Below are 13,169 nucleotides of genomic sequence, written 5' to 3'. Positions count from 1 at the left end.
ATGGTTAATTGACTGCAAAATGCCGCGTTTTCGACAAATTGTCGAGACGCCCAGCATACCGAAATAAGCTGTGAATAAATCCGGCGTCTTGGTGTGACAGTTAAGCAACGCCAACCGGCATCGGCGCAGTTTTCAGCAAGAGTTTCTTAAGATTTGAAGCGTCTTCGCCCACCGCCCGGAGGCTTACTTGAACAGCAGGACACCCCAAAGGCCGATGGCGCCGATGAAAATCCGCCAGTAGGCGAACGGCGCGAAGCCGTGGCGCTGAATGAAGTCGAGCGCGTAGCGGATGACGAAGAAGGCGGAGATGAACGCCAGGGCAAAGCCAATGGCGATGTCAATCCCCGCCTCGGTGCCGATCAAAGCGCGGTTTTTCCAGAAATCGAGGCCGAAGGCGCCGATCATCAGCGGGATGGCGACGAAAAAGCTGAACTCGGCGGCGGAGCGCTTGTCGGTGCCGAGCAGCAGCGAGCCGACGATGGTGGAGCCGGAGCGCGACACGCCGGGCACCAGCGACAGCACCTGGAACAGCCCGATATACAGACACAGCAGCGGCGGATAGTCGTAGATCGAGGTGTATTTCGGCGTCAGCTTCAATTGATCGACGTAGAGCAGCACGATGCCGCCGATGATCAGCATGGAGCAGATGAGGATGGGGCTCTCGAACAGCACGCCCTTGATGAAATCGTGCGCGAGGGCACCGACCAGCGCCGCCGGCAGCGCCGCCAGCACGATGCCGAGGATGAAGCGCCAGGCGCCGGGCTTGCGCGCGATGGCGTCGCGCAGGATCAGCAGGATGCGGCCGAAATAGACGACGACGATGGCGAGGATGGCGCCGAGCTGGATCAGCACCTCGAACACCTGGCCGGGACTCTGAAAGCCAAGGAAATGCGCGGCCAGCAGCAGGTGCGCGGTGGAGGAGACGGGAACGAACTCGGTCAGGCCCTCGAGAATGCCTAAAATCGCAGGCGCAAAAAGACCTTGATCGACGCTCATATGTTCTCCTACTCATCGCGGGCGCGTGGGCGGCTTTTTCGCATAAGCTGATTTGCGGGGCCGCGCCATTGGACCCGGATGCCGAATGCCGCGACTGTTGCACCACAGGCTCGACCCCTCGTCCCGCCTCGCCCGGCTGATGTTCGCCGAGTACGGCGTGGCGGTGGACCTCGAGGACGTGAAGCCGTGGCGGCGCGACCCGCATCTGCTCGAGCTCAACCCGGCGGCCACGGTGCCGATCCTGATCGACGAGGGCGAGCCGCCGGCGGTGGGCACGCTGGCCACCATCCACGCCATCGAGGACCGCTACAGCCCGAGCGCGGTGGCCGGGCTGTTCCCCTCGCAGGGGCGCGACCGGGCCGAGATGTGGCGGCTCAGCGAATGGGTGCTGATGAAGCTCAACGACGAAGTGACGCGCTATGTGATCGAGGAAAAGATCGTCAAGCGCGACACGCCCGGCGCGACGCCCGATCCGTCGGTGCTGCGGGTGGCCAAGGCCAACCTCGTCGAGCACATGCTGTATTTCAACTGGCTGTTCGCGACGCGGCAATGGCTGGCGGGCGACGCCATGTCGCTGGCCGATTTCGCGCTGGCGGCGCACCTCAGCGCGCTCGACTATCTCGGCGACGTCGACTGGGAAACCTCGGTCGAGACGCGGCACTGGTATGCCCGCATCAAGTCGCGCCCGGCCTTCCGCACCCTGCTCAACGACCGCATCGGCGGCATGCCGCCACACGCGGGATATGCCAATCTTGATTTTTGACTATACTTTTGTATATACATTGACGGGATTTCAATCGTGGCTCTCACGTCTCGCTATGTGTGGGATGCCGGCAATCTGGAGAAATGCCAGTCGCATGGCGTGACGATCGCCGAGATCGAGCATGTGCTAGATAGCGATCCGTTCCTCGTTCCGGATTACGAGCATTCCGACCACGAAGACCGCAGCATTGCGGTCGGCAGCAATCGTAGCGAGCGTCCGGTATTCGTGGTTTTCACAATTCGGATGCAAGAGGGACAAGAAGTGGTTCGCCCGCTTAGTGCCCGTTACATGCATAGAAAGGAGATCGAGCGGTATGAGCGACTCTGGCGGGAGGAAGGTTCCTAAGTTCAAGACCGATGAAGAGGCGGAAGCCTTCCTCATGCAGGACTTGTCCGACCTCGACCTGGCGCAGTTCAAGCGCCATCATTTCGAGTTCGAAAAGAAGGAGGCGCAGCTCAATATGCGGGTGCCGCAGCCGCTGCTGGATGCGGTGAAAGATCGGGCCAAGGCGCAGGGCATGCCGTACACGCGCTACATCCGGATGCTGATGGAACGCGACATTGCCGCAAAGTAGCGCGGCGCTGGTGGCCGAGCTCAAGGCTCGCGCCAAAGCACTTGGGTTCGATGCGTTCGGCATCGCCTCGCCGGCGGCGCGGCCGGATCTGCGTGATAAGCTCGGCGAAGCGCTCAAGCGCGGCTGGCATGGCGACATGGCGTGGATGGCCGAGACGGCCGAGCGCCGCGCCGATCCGCTGGCGCTGTGGGACGGCACGCGCTCGGTGATCATGCTCGGGGTCAATTACGGGCCCGACCGCGACCCGCTGGAGGTGCTCAAGCAGCGCGACCGCGGCAGCATCTCGGTCTATGCGCGCAACCGCGACTATCACGACATCATCAAGGGCCGGCTGAAGGAACTGGCGGGGCTGCTGGCGCGGCGTAGCGGCGCCGAGGTCAAGGTGTTCGTCGACACCGCGCCGGTGATGGAAAAGCCGCTGGCGGAAGCGGCGGGGCTCGGCTGGCAAGGCAAGCACACGGTGCTGGTCAGCCGCGAGTTCGGCTCGTGGCTGTTCCTCGGCGCCATCTTCACCGCCGCCGAGCTGCCGGTGGATGCGCCGCATGAGGAGAGCTGCGGCAGTTGCCGGCGGTGCCTCGACATCTGCCCGACCAACGCCTTTCCTGCGCCGTTCCAGCTCGATGCGCGGCGCTGCCTCGCCTATCTCACGGTGGAGCACAAGGGGCCGATTCCGCGTGAGTTCCGGGTGGCGATGGGCAACCGCATCTATGGCTGCGACGACTGCCTCGCGGTCTGCCCATGGAACAAATTCGCCTCCGCCAGCCGCGAGGCCAAGCTCATGGCGCGCGACGAGTTCAACGCCCCGACCCTTGCCGATCTGGTCCTATTGGACGATGCCGGCTTCCGGGCCTTGTTCGCCGGCTCGCCGATCAAGCGCATCGGCCATGCGCGTTTTCTGCGCAACGTGCTGATCGCCATCGGCAACAGCGGCGATGCGGCACTCGTGCCGCTGGCGGCGGCGCGGCTGGGCGATGCCGAGCCGTTGATCCGCGGCGCCGCGGTCTGGGCCGTGCGCCGGCTTGCTCCGGTGGACGAAGCCAGGCGTTTGGCGCTGGACTTTCTGCCTCGCGAGGACGACACCACGGTCCGAAACGAATGGACGGCAGAGCTTTCGGCATAATGGGCGTGTTCTTTTTCGGCATGGGGTATTCGTCGCTGGCCACGGCCAAGGCGATTCACGACATCATCGCGCCGGACGTAGCGATCGCCGGCACCACCCGCACCGAAGAGGGCGTCGAACGGCTGGCCGAGAGCCCATATCGGCTGCACGTTTTCGACGGCCTGAAGAAGGGGCCGACGCTCGGTGCCGATTTGCGCAGCGCGAGCCATGTGGTGCTGTCGATCCCGCCCAACGACAGCGGCGATCCGGCCTATAATCTGCATCGCGACGACCTCGACGCGGCGACGGGCCTCCAATGGCTCTGCTACTACTCGACCGTCGGTGTCTATGGCGATTTCGGCGGGCAGTGGATCGACGAGACGGCACCGACGCGGCCGATCAACAAACGCAGCCAGCAGCGCGTCGAGGTGGAGCAGCTCTGGCGCGACTATGCCGCCGCGCGCAATCTGCCGCTGCTGGTGCTCAGGCTCGCCGGCATCTACGGGCCGGGACGATCGAGCTTCGACAAATTGCGCGAGGGCACGGCGCGGCGCATCATCAAGCCGAACCAGGTGTTCAACCGCATCCATGTCGACGACATCGGCCGGGTGAGCGCGCTGGCGGCGCAGCGCAAGCTGGCCGGCACCTTCAACCTTAGCGACGACGAACCGGCGCCGCCGCAGGATCTGGTGGAATACGCGGCGCGGCTGATGGGCGCGCCGGTGCCGCCTGGACTGCCGTTCGAGGAGGCGGAGATGACGCCGATGGCGCGCAGCTTCTATGCCGACAACAAGCGGGTTTCGAGCCACGCCATCAAGCAGGCACTGGGCATCGAACTGATGTACCCGACCTACCAGGCGGGGCTCGACGCCATCTTCAGGCAGCCGGCATGAGCGCGCCTCACGCCGCCAAGGGCCCGCCGCAGCGGGTGGTGCTCGAGGGCCGCTATGCGCGGCTCGAGCCGATCGGGCCGCAGCACGTGGCGAGCCTTTACGAGGCCATCGGCAGCGCCGACGGACGCGAGCGTTTCACCTGGCTGTTCGAGACGGCGCCCGAGACGGAAGCCGATCTCGCCGATTTCGTGCAGCGCGCCGCGGCAGCGAACGACCCGCTGATGTTTGCAGTAGTCGACAGCGCGACCGGCCGCACCGAGGGCCGGCAGGCGCTGATGCGCATCGTGCCCGAGCATGGCGTGATCGAGATCGGCTCGATCTATTGGGGACCGCGCATGGCGCGCAGCCGGCTTGCGACCGAGGCGCTGTACCTGGCGGCACGCTACGTGTTCGACGAGCTCGGCTATCGCCGCTTCGAATGGAAGTGCAACAACAACAACGCGCCGAGCAAGAAAGCGGCCGAGCGCTTCGGCTTCAGTTTCGAGGGCATCTTCCGCCAGCACATGATCCAGAAGGGGCAGAACCGCGACACGGCGTGGTTCGCCATGCTCGACGGCGAGTGGCCGGCCCGCAAGGCGGAATACGAGCGCTGGCTCGCGCCGGACAATTTCGACGCCGGCGGGCAGCAGCGCAGCAGGCTGCGCTTCGACAACGTGGAGAGCACAAGATGACCTACCGCGCCAACGACACCCGCTACGACAGCATGGCCTATCGACGCAGCGGCCGCTCCGGTCTGAAGCTGCCAGCCATCTCACTCGGCCTGTGGCAGAATTTCGGCGGCACGCGCGACTACCCGTCGGCCTTCGAGATCCTGAGCTATGCCTTCGACCACGGCGTCACGCATTTCGACCTCGCCAACAATTACGGCCCACCGTCCGGCGCCGCCGAAGAATTGTTCGGCGACATCATGGCGCGTGACTTCCGGCCGTACCGCGACGAGCTGATCATTTCGAGCAAGGCCGGCTGGGGCATGTGGCCGGGGCCGTATGGCGACCTGGGCTCACGCAAATACCTCATCGCTTCGTGCGAACAGAGCCTCAAGCGCATGGGGCTCGACTATGTCGACATCTTCTATTCGCACCGGTTCGATCCCAACACGCCGCTCGAGGAGACGATGGGGGCGCTGGCGCAACTGCACCGGCAGGGCAAGGCGCTCTATGTCGGCATCTCGTCCTATCCGCGCGAGGAGACCAAGCAGGCCTACCGCATTCTCGCCGACATGGGGGTGCCGCTGCTGATCCACCAGCCGAGCTATTCCATCCTCAACCGCTGGATCGAGGACGACGAGACGCTCGACACCTGCGGCGAACTCGGCATCGGCGTGATCCCGTTCTCGCCGCTGCAGCAGGGAATCCTGTCGGGCAAATACTCCAGGGGCAAGGCCGGCACCCGCGCCGAGGACAAGAACTCGTCGATCAATGCGCGGGCGCTGGCGCCCAAGGTGCTGGCCGGGGTCGACGCGCTGGGCAAGATCGCCAAGGCGCGCAAGCAGACGATGTCGCAACTGGCGCTGGCCTGGGTGCTCAGGCGCAGCGAGGTGACCTCGGCGCTGATCGGCGTGCGCACGCTGGAGCAGCTCAAGGACTGCCTCGGCGCGCTCGACAATCTGAGCTTCACGCAGAAGGAGCTCGACGCCATCGACGCGGCGGTCGAGGGGGCGCTGCTGCCCAGCCGCCCGGCGACGACTATGGCCGACTGACCTCGTCAGGCTCGCGGAAGGCGCCGAGGACGATGGCGGTGAGCACCGCGTGCAGCGTCGTCGGCAGGTCGTAGCCGAAGGTCATGTCGGTGAGGCCGAAGACGAAGAAGCTCAGGCTTAGGAGCAGCGCGCCGTAGAGCCTGAGGTTGGCGTAGCGGTCGGGCGGCAGTACCAGCACGCCGACCACCGGCGCGACCAGCGTCGCCAGCCAGGCGACGATGCCGACGATGCCGGCGGCGACGGCGGCATTGAAGAAGTCGTTGTGGTACATCGACAGCACATAGGGCAGTGCCGCCTCGCTCAGATGCGCCCAGCCATGGCCGAGCAGCGGCGCGCGCAACAGGGCGGTCCAGCCGGCCTGCCACATGGCGAGGCGCTCGGTGGTCGAGGGATCGGGGATGGCCGAGGGATCGACCACCACCTGCTCGAGCAGCGAGGCGACGGCGAGAAAGCGCGGCGACATGAGCGCGACGGCACCGACTGCGACGACCAGCACGCCGAGGCCGGCGAGATACCACAGGCGGCTCGCCCGCATTTCGCGCAGCAGCGCCCAGACGAACAGCAGCCCCAGCACCGGCACGGCGACGAAGACGCCGCGGGTCGAGGTGAGATAGAGCGCGAACAGCGAGGCGGCGGCGCCGATGACGAGCAGCCAGCGCCAGGGCGAGCGGAGGCCGATGATGCCGGCAAGGCCCATGAAGCCGAGCAGCACCACGGTGCGCGCCATGAGGTTGCCGCCCGAGCCCCAGCCGATGGCGCGTTCCTTGTGCTGGATGAAAACGTCGTAGCTGCCGGTGAGGGCGCCGACGACGGCGCCCAGCGCGCAGAGGGTGGCAATGGTGGCGATGGTGCGGGCGCCCGGCCGGCGCAGCGCCAGCAGATAGGCCGCCGGCGCGAGCAGCAGGCCGAGGAAATTGGTGGCGAACAGCGTGTCGCCGAATTCGCGCGCCGTGGCGATGAAGCAGACCAGCAGCGACAGGAAGGCCGCGAGAAAGAGCAGCATCGCCGGCTGCCGGCGCAGCGTCGTCCAACTGCCGCGAAGAAAGGCGACCGGCGACAGCAGCAGCAGCGCCAGCACTGCAACGATCGAGGCGATGCTGCCGATGGCCGGCGACAGCACGAACAGCACAACGGCCGCGAACCAGGCGAGCCCCATCGCGGCGCCGCGCAGGATGGTGAGCAGCAGCACGGTCACTTCGTCGGCTCGCGGCAGAGATGCAGCAGAATGGCGGTGAGCATGGCGAAGAGGTAGGTGTGGAACTCGAAGCCGAACATCAAATCGGTGAGACCGCCGCCGACATAGACGATGGTGAGCACCGTGGCGCCGTAGAGACGGAAAGTGCGGAGACTGTCGCGCGGGCCCAGCAGGGCGCCGACGATGGGCGTGGTGATGATGGCGAGATAGGCGGCAACGCCGATGATGCCGCTCGCCACCGCGAAGTTCAGGACGTCGTTGTGAAGCTGCGGCAGCCAGGTGAGCAGCCATTGGTCGGAGTCGGCGAGGAACGGCTTCACCGAGCTCATGATGTTGCCCCAGCCATGCCCGACCCAGGGCGATTGCTGGAAGGACTGCCAGCCGGCGCGATAGAGCACGAGGCGCTGGCGCACGGTTTCGTCGACCACGGCGTTGCCCTCGGCCACGGCGCCGACGATGGCAAGGAGGGAGCCCGCCCGGCCCTGCAGCACCGCGGCAATGCCGCCGGCGAGCACGACGACCAGCCCGGCGGCGCCGATGAGCGTGGCGCGTAGCGACTGGCGGAAGCGGTCGTGCCAGATGAAGATGGCAGCGGCGATGGCGGCGGCGGGGACCGCCAGCAGCGGCCCGCGCGAGCCGGTGAGGACGGTCGCGACGATGGCGAGCAGGGGCGGCACGAGATAGAGCCAGCCATAGCGATCGCGGCGCACGAAGACGCCGCCGAGCGACACGAAGCCCAGCGCCAGCAGGGCGTTGGAGAGAACGATGGGCCCCAGATTCAGGGCCTCCGGCCGGCTCGCATGCACCAGCACGGCACTGACCCCGACCTCCACGAGACCGAGCATCACGCCGATGGCGGCGAGGCGCGCCACCAGCTCGGCGGGACGGGCGATGCGCTGCCGTTCGAACAGCAGCGCCACCGCGCCATAGGTCAGGAACATGGTGAAGTTGAGGGCGCGCAGCACGTCCGACGCGCTGTCGGCGGTGATGGCGCAGATGATGGCGAAGAGCACGAAGATGCCGAGCAGCACGCGGGCGTCGTAGGAGGCATAGGCGGCGGGCGCATTGCGGCGGATGAGGGTCACGACGAAGAGCGGCAGGATCACCAGCAGCGCCGCGTAGGGGGTGAGCAGCCCCAGCACCGGGGAAAGGGCCAGGGCGAGCAGCAGCAGCGCCCAGAGGGCGATGGCCGGCAGGCGGGCGGTCACGGCGCCGCCTCGAGCTCGGCGAAGCGCCGGGCCAGCAGCTCGTCGCGCACCAGCGCACCTTGCGGCGCCCTGGTGCGGTCGTGCTTCCAGTTGGTGTTGATGCCCTTGAAATGCCAGTAGAAAGCGTCGTCGGGCATGGATTTGCTGAACCAGGCGCGACCCTCGATCCAGTGCCAGTAGGGGTGGACGGAGAGGCGGCGGACCCAGGGGCGGGCGGGGTCGAGAGCCCATTTGCGCTGCGGCGAATGCGCCGGTTTGGGGTCGGCGAGGCGCTGGGTGAAACCGCGGTGTCGGGTGGCCTGACCCACGGCCTCTATCCACGTGCCGTGGAAGACGACGAGGCCGCCGCGCGAGGCGTGGGCGAGATCGTAGAGGGAGGCGCCGGAGCGGGTGCCGGCGAGTTCGTCGATGTCGCAGTCGAGGAGGCCGTAGGCGCGTTCGCCATAGCGCCTAAGTACCACTGACATCGACGCAATTTGCAGGAAGCGGGCCCAATAGGGATTGGCCTTGAGCGCCGCGTCATAGGGGCCGAAGCTGTGCGGCCAGTGCTGCACGCCGACATGTTTCAGGCCGGGAACGGACGCCAGCACACCGTGAAGCTCTGTCAGGTTATAGCGGGTTGAGGCGTTGTCGAAGAGGACGATGGCGTCGGTGCCGTGCAGGCGGGCGTGCCAGGTCGCCCATTCGCGGATCCAGGCGAGGTCGTTGTCCTTGTTGATGGTGAACAGCAGGCGGCTGCCGGCGAGCTCGGCGCAGGCGTTGGGCTGCACCGGCAGCGACATCGTCTCGCCGGCCAGCGACACCTCGATCGCGGTGGTGTCGCGGGGCACCGCCACGAGCTCGGTGACCATGGTGCTGAGCGAGGGCCAGAACCGGACGCGCAGGCGATCGCCCGAGGGACGCGCCGTGAAAATCGCTGCCTTGTAAGGCAGGCCGTAGGGCGGCGGGCCGACCAGCAGCACACGGGTGCCGTCGGCATCCCAGAAGCAATCGTAGAACAGCGTTTTTGTGTCGAACGCCCTGGTGAACGCTTCGGGTCGCGCGCGGCCGGGGGCACGGGCGATGCGGTGGGCCGCATTGCCTGCCGACAGGGCCGCGTAGGAATTGGCGACGGGGAGCGCGGCCGCACTCATGCGCGCAGCGCGCCGCCCGTGGCCTTGCCTACGGCCGCGACGATGGAGGCCGACACCTTGTCGATCTCCTCGTCGGTCAGCGTCTTCTGCATCGGCTGCAGCGTCACGCGGATGGCGATCGACTTCTTGCCCGACTCGACGCCCTTGCCCTCGAACAGGTCGAACACCGCGACGTTGGCGATCAGCGCCTTGTCGGCGTTGCGCGCGGCCTTGAGCAGGTTGGCGGCGGCGACATTGCGATCGACCAGGAAGGCGAAGTCGCGCTCGACCGGCATCAGGTCGGAGAGCTTCAGCGCGCCCTTGCCGCGCGTCGCCTTGCGGCGCGGCTCGGGAATGGCGTCGAGGTCGAGCTCGAACGCCGCCACCGGGCCGGTGAGGCCGAGCTCGGCGGCCCAGGCCGGATGCAGCTCGCCGAACCAGCCGATGATCTTGGCCGGGCCGAGCTGCACGCGGCCGCCGCGGCCGGGATGGGCCCAGGCCGGCGCCTCGCCGACGAGCTGCAGCTTGTCGAGATCGTGGCCGAGCCCGTCGAGCACCGCCGCAAGGTCGGCCTTGGCATCGAAGACGCTCAGCGTGCCGCCGCCGTCCCAGGTTTTCGGCACCGCGCCGGACCGGAGGGCGGTGACATAGGTATGCTGGCCCTCGGGCTCGGCCGAGAGGAACACCTGCCCCACCTCGAACAGCGCCACGGCGTCGAAGCCACGATTCTGGTTGCGGCGCGCGGCCGCCAGCAGGCCCGGCAGCAGCGAGGGCCGCATGTCGGAAAGATCGGCGGCGATAGCGTTGGCGAGCTTCAGTTCGGGCTTGCCGCCGCCGAACCGCGCCGCCTCGTCGGCGGAAATGAACGACCAGGTGACGGCTTCGTCGAGCCCGCGCGCCGCGAGCACGCGCTTGGCGATGCGGCGGCGGGACTGCAGCGTGGTCAGCATGCGTGGGGCGACGCCCGAAAGGCGCGGCAGCGGATCGACGGGCACCTTGTCGACGCCCTCCATGCGCATCACCTCCTCGACGAGGTCGGCCTTTTGCGTCACGTCCGGACGCCACGACGGCACCTTGACGGTGAGCGTGGGGAAGGCGCCGGTGACGGCAAAGCCGAGGCGCGTCAGCAATTCGGCGATGCGCGGCGCCGGCAGATCGAGGCCGGTCAGGCGCTTCACTTCGCCGACGGGGAACTCGATGACGGTGCCGGGCGGCTCGACATGGCCGGCGACGACGATCTCGTGCGGCGTGCCACCGCAGAGCGCGAGGATCATCCTCGTCGCCAATTCCAGGCCGGGCACCTGGCTGGTCGGGTCGACGCCGCGCTCGAAACGGTAGCGGGCGTCGGTGACGACGCCGAGCTTGCGGCCGGCCTGCGCGGTGACCATCGGGTCGAACCAGGCGCTCTCGACGAACACATTGACCGTGGCGTCGGTGGAACTGGTGGGCTCGCCGCCGATGATGCCGGCAATGCCGACGGCGCCATTGGCGTCGGCGATCACCGGGATGGTCGGGTCGAGCGCATAGGTGTGGCCGTCGAGCGCCAGCAGGCTTTCGCCGGCCCTGGCCATGCGGGCGTGCACCGGGCTTTTGAGCTTGTCGGCATCGAAGACGTGCAGCGGCCGGCCGCGATCGTAGGTGATGTAGTTGGTGATATCGACCAGCGCCGAGATTGGTCGCAAACCAATGGCGCGCAGCCGGTCCTGCAGCCAGCTGGGCGACGGCCCGTTCTTCACGCCGGAAATCAGCCGGCCGGCGAACATGCGGCAGGCCTCGGGCTCGCCCTCGGCAAAACGCAGTTCTACCGCGATCGGGCTCGCGCCACCCGGCGACGGCTGCGGCGCGATGGCGCCGTCCCTGAGCGTGCCGATGCCGAACGCCGCGAGATCGCGCGCCACGCCCAGCACGCTGGTGGCGTCGCCGCGATTGGGGGTGATGGAAATGTCGAACACCACGCCGCCGAGCTTGGCGTATTCGACATAGGGCATGCCGATGGGCGCGTCGTCGGGCAGGACGATGATGCCCTCATGGTCGTTGCTGAGCTCGAGCTCCATGGCCGAGCAGAGCATGCCGTTGCTGGGCTGACCGCGAATGACGACGCCGGCCTTGAGCTCGAAATCCTTGCCCGGAATATAGGTGCCGGGAAAGGCGAAGACCGACTTCATGCCGGTCGTGGCGTTGGGCGCGCCGCACACCACGTCGATGAGCGCGCCGGTGCCGGCATCGACCTTGCACACCTTGAGGTGGTCGGAATTGGGGTGCGGGATGGCCGACACCACCTTGGCGACGACGAAGGGTTTCAGCGCCCTGCCCTGATCCTCGATGCTTTCGACCTCGAGGCCGATCGTGGTCAGCGCCTCGCCGATCTCGGTGGCGGTGGCAGTGGTCTCGAGGTGATCCTTGAGCCAGTCGAGGGTGAACTTCATCGATAGATACTTTCGGTCGCTTCGATCCTGGGCAGGCCGCCGGAGATCGCAAAGAGCTTGGCAAGGACGTTGGCGAAGCCGCGCGCATCGTCGATGGCGCGGTGCGTGTGCGCGATGTGGCCGTACCAGTCGGGCGGCACGCGCTGCATGCCCCATTTCAGGTATTCGGCGCCGCGCAGGGCGCCGGCCATGGTGTAGAGGCAGACGCCGCCGCCGCGGAAGATCTGGCGGCCGCCGGTGGGATGGCCGAGCACGCGCACGCCGGCATAGGTCTGCAGATAGTGGTCCATCCACAGCCCGTCGAAGCTCATCGGCGCGGCGGCGAAGGCGTGCCAGCCCGGCAGCGCCTCGACCCAATCGGCATAGCGCGGCATGACGATCTCGGGCCGCTCGGGATTTTCGGTGGCGTGCCGCCAGGCCTCGGGCTGCGTCTTCCACCAGTCCATGGTCACCGGGTGCGGCTGGCGATCGGAACGCGGTTCCAGCACCGCCTCGAACTCGGCCAGCACCGTGCCGGCGACGTCGCACGCCACCGAGGCAAAGCTCAGCATCGAGCTGTCGAGCGGCGACGGCCCGTCGGCCTCGATGTCGGTGACGACGAAGGTGACGATGTCGGTGGTGTCGGTCAACGCGTGTTCCGCTTCACCAGCTCTGCCAACGCATCGTTGATACGTGTCTGCCAGCCCGGGCCGTCGTGACGGAAGTGATCGACGATATTGCGATCGAGGCGCAGGGCGACGCGCTCCTTGGTGGGGGATTTCTGCGGTCCGCGCTGGCCGCGGGCACGCTCCAACTCGTCGATCTTGATCTGGGTGCGAAGGATCGACGCGATGGAGGCTTCCTCGTGAAACTGTGGCCAGTGGAGGCCCTCCGGCGTCAGCACGAATGCCTGACGCTCGTCCGGCGTAGCGGTAACGAGGTCCGGATACCAGGTCAGCGGCACTGTCAGGGTGCGGCCATCCGCAAGATCTATGTGCAGATGTTTCTCATCGAACCGAGCAGCCACCGGCGGTGAAACCTCGACTTCAGGTTGCGGCGGCCGGGGTTGCCGCTGCGCGCGCTCAAGGGCGGCCTTCAGCTCCGGAAAATCACTAATCGGCCGCGCGCGCTTGAAGTCATCCTCAGTCCACTCCGGCGCGTCATCGCCCACGCGCTTCTCGAAATCGTCCAGGGACTCGCCCGGAAGAATGCCTTCCATCGACCC

At 67.1% G+C, this 13,169-nt stretch carries 14 protein-coding genes; 7 read left to right on the top strand and 7 right to left on the bottom strand.

Going from position 1 to position 13,169, the window contains the following annotated elements:
• Positions 1-183: 183 nt before the first annotated feature.
• A complete protein-coding gene (locus BGO82_RS18200; protein ID WP_291307043.1) occupies positions 184-996 on the bottom strand; it encodes an undecaprenyl-diphosphate phosphatase in 813 nt (270 codons plus the stop codon).
• Positions 997-1,081: 85 nt separating this feature from the next.
• Here BGO82_RS18200 and BGO82_RS18195 point away from each other — a divergent pair, with 85 nt between their 5' ends.
• The 7 genes from BGO82_RS18195 to BGO82_RS18165 are packed head-to-tail and all read left to right on the top strand — an operon-like array spanning position 1,082 to position 6,024.
• Positions 1,082-1,759: a glutathione S-transferase family protein gene (locus BGO82_RS18195; RefSeq protein WP_291307042.1), complete on the top strand. Its 678-nt coding sequence runs from the start codon at positions 1,082-1,084 to the stop codon at positions 1,757-1,759.
• Between the two features lie 36 nt (positions 1,760-1,795).
• Complete coding sequence (locus BGO82_RS18190) at positions 1,796-2,104, top strand: BrnT family toxin (RefSeq protein WP_291307041.1); 309 nt, start codon at positions 1,796-1,798, stop codon at positions 2,102-2,104.
• Positions 2,073-2,333 (top strand): CopG family antitoxin, encoded by a 261-nt coding sequence (locus BGO82_RS18185; RefSeq protein WP_291307040.1) that lies wholly within the window; start codon positions 2,073-2,075, stop codon positions 2,331-2,333. The genes BGO82_RS18190 and BGO82_RS18185 overlap by 32 nt, the downstream gene beginning before the upstream one ends.
• Complete coding sequence (gene queG / locus BGO82_RS18180) at positions 2,320-3,453, top strand: tRNA epoxyqueuosine(34) reductase QueG (RefSeq protein WP_291307039.1); 1,134 nt, start codon at positions 2,320-2,322, stop codon at positions 3,451-3,453. Before BGO82_RS18185 ends, queG begins: the two co-directional genes overlap by 14 nt.
• Positions 3,429-4,325, top strand: a complete 897-nt coding sequence (locus BGO82_RS18175) for an SDR family oxidoreductase (RefSeq protein ID WP_291307038.1) — start codon at positions 3,429-3,431, stop codon at positions 4,323-4,325. Before queG ends, BGO82_RS18175 begins: the two co-directional genes overlap by 25 nt.
• Complete coding sequence (locus BGO82_RS18170; RefSeq protein ID WP_291307037.1) at positions 4,322-4,996, top strand: GNAT family protein; 675 nt, start codon at positions 4,322-4,324, stop codon at positions 4,994-4,996. The genes BGO82_RS18175 and BGO82_RS18170 overlap by 4 nt, the downstream gene beginning before the upstream one ends.
• Positions 4,993-6,024, top strand: a complete 1,032-nt coding sequence (locus BGO82_RS18165; protein WP_291307036.1) for an aldo/keto reductase — start codon at positions 4,993-4,995, stop codon at positions 6,022-6,024. Before BGO82_RS18170 ends, BGO82_RS18165 begins: the two co-directional genes overlap by 4 nt.
• Here BGO82_RS18165 and BGO82_RS18160 read toward each other — a convergent pair.
• The 6 genes from BGO82_RS18160 to BGO82_RS18135 are packed head-to-tail and all read right to left on the bottom strand — an operon-like array spanning position 6,011 to position 13,163.
• Positions 6,011-7,219, bottom strand: a complete 1,209-nt coding sequence (locus BGO82_RS18160) for an O-antigen ligase family protein (RefSeq protein WP_291307035.1) — start codon at positions 7,217-7,219, stop codon at positions 6,011-6,013. The two genes, BGO82_RS18165 and BGO82_RS18160, sit on opposite strands and share 14 nt — an antisense overlap.
• Positions 7,216-8,427 carry an O-antigen ligase family protein gene (locus BGO82_RS18155; RefSeq protein ID WP_291307034.1) on the bottom strand — a complete coding sequence of 404 codons (1,212 nt, stop codon included), beginning with the start codon at positions 8,425-8,427 and terminating at the stop codon, positions 7,216-7,218. Before BGO82_RS18155 ends, BGO82_RS18160 begins: the two co-directional genes overlap by 4 nt.
• The gene (locus BGO82_RS18150) at positions 8,424-9,560 is read right to left on the bottom strand and encodes a hypothetical protein (protein WP_291307033.1); all 1,137 of its coding nucleotides are present in this window, start codon (positions 9,558-9,560) and stop codon (positions 8,424-8,426) included. The genes BGO82_RS18155 and BGO82_RS18150 overlap by 4 nt, the downstream gene beginning before the upstream one ends.
• The gene (gene pheT / locus BGO82_RS18145) at positions 9,557-11,965 is read right to left on the bottom strand and encodes a phenylalanine--tRNA ligase subunit beta (protein WP_291307032.1); all 2,409 of its coding nucleotides are present in this window, start codon (positions 11,963-11,965) and stop codon (positions 9,557-9,559) included. The genes BGO82_RS18150 and pheT overlap by 4 nt, the downstream gene beginning before the upstream one ends.
• Positions 11,962-12,594: a DNA polymerase III subunit epsilon gene (locus BGO82_RS18140; RefSeq protein WP_291307031.1), complete on the bottom strand. Its 633-nt coding sequence runs from the start codon at positions 12,592-12,594 to the stop codon at positions 11,962-11,964. The genes pheT and BGO82_RS18140 overlap by 4 nt, the downstream gene beginning before the upstream one ends.
• The gene (locus BGO82_RS18135; protein ID WP_291307030.1) at positions 12,591-13,163 is read right to left on the bottom strand and encodes a BrnA antitoxin family protein; all 573 of its coding nucleotides are present in this window, start codon (positions 13,161-13,163) and stop codon (positions 12,591-12,593) included. The genes BGO82_RS18140 and BGO82_RS18135 overlap by 4 nt, the downstream gene beginning before the upstream one ends.
• Positions 13,164-13,169: the final 6 nt, after the last annotated feature.

Origin of the sequence: Devosia sp. 67-54 (assembly GCF_001899075.1) — a bacterium.
In the GTDB taxonomy this organism is placed as follows: Bacteria; Pseudomonadota; Alphaproteobacteria; order Rhizobiales; family Devosiaceae; genus Devosia_A.
Note: the sequence above shows the minus strand (reverse complement) of the source record. Positions and strands in the feature narration are given on the sequence as shown.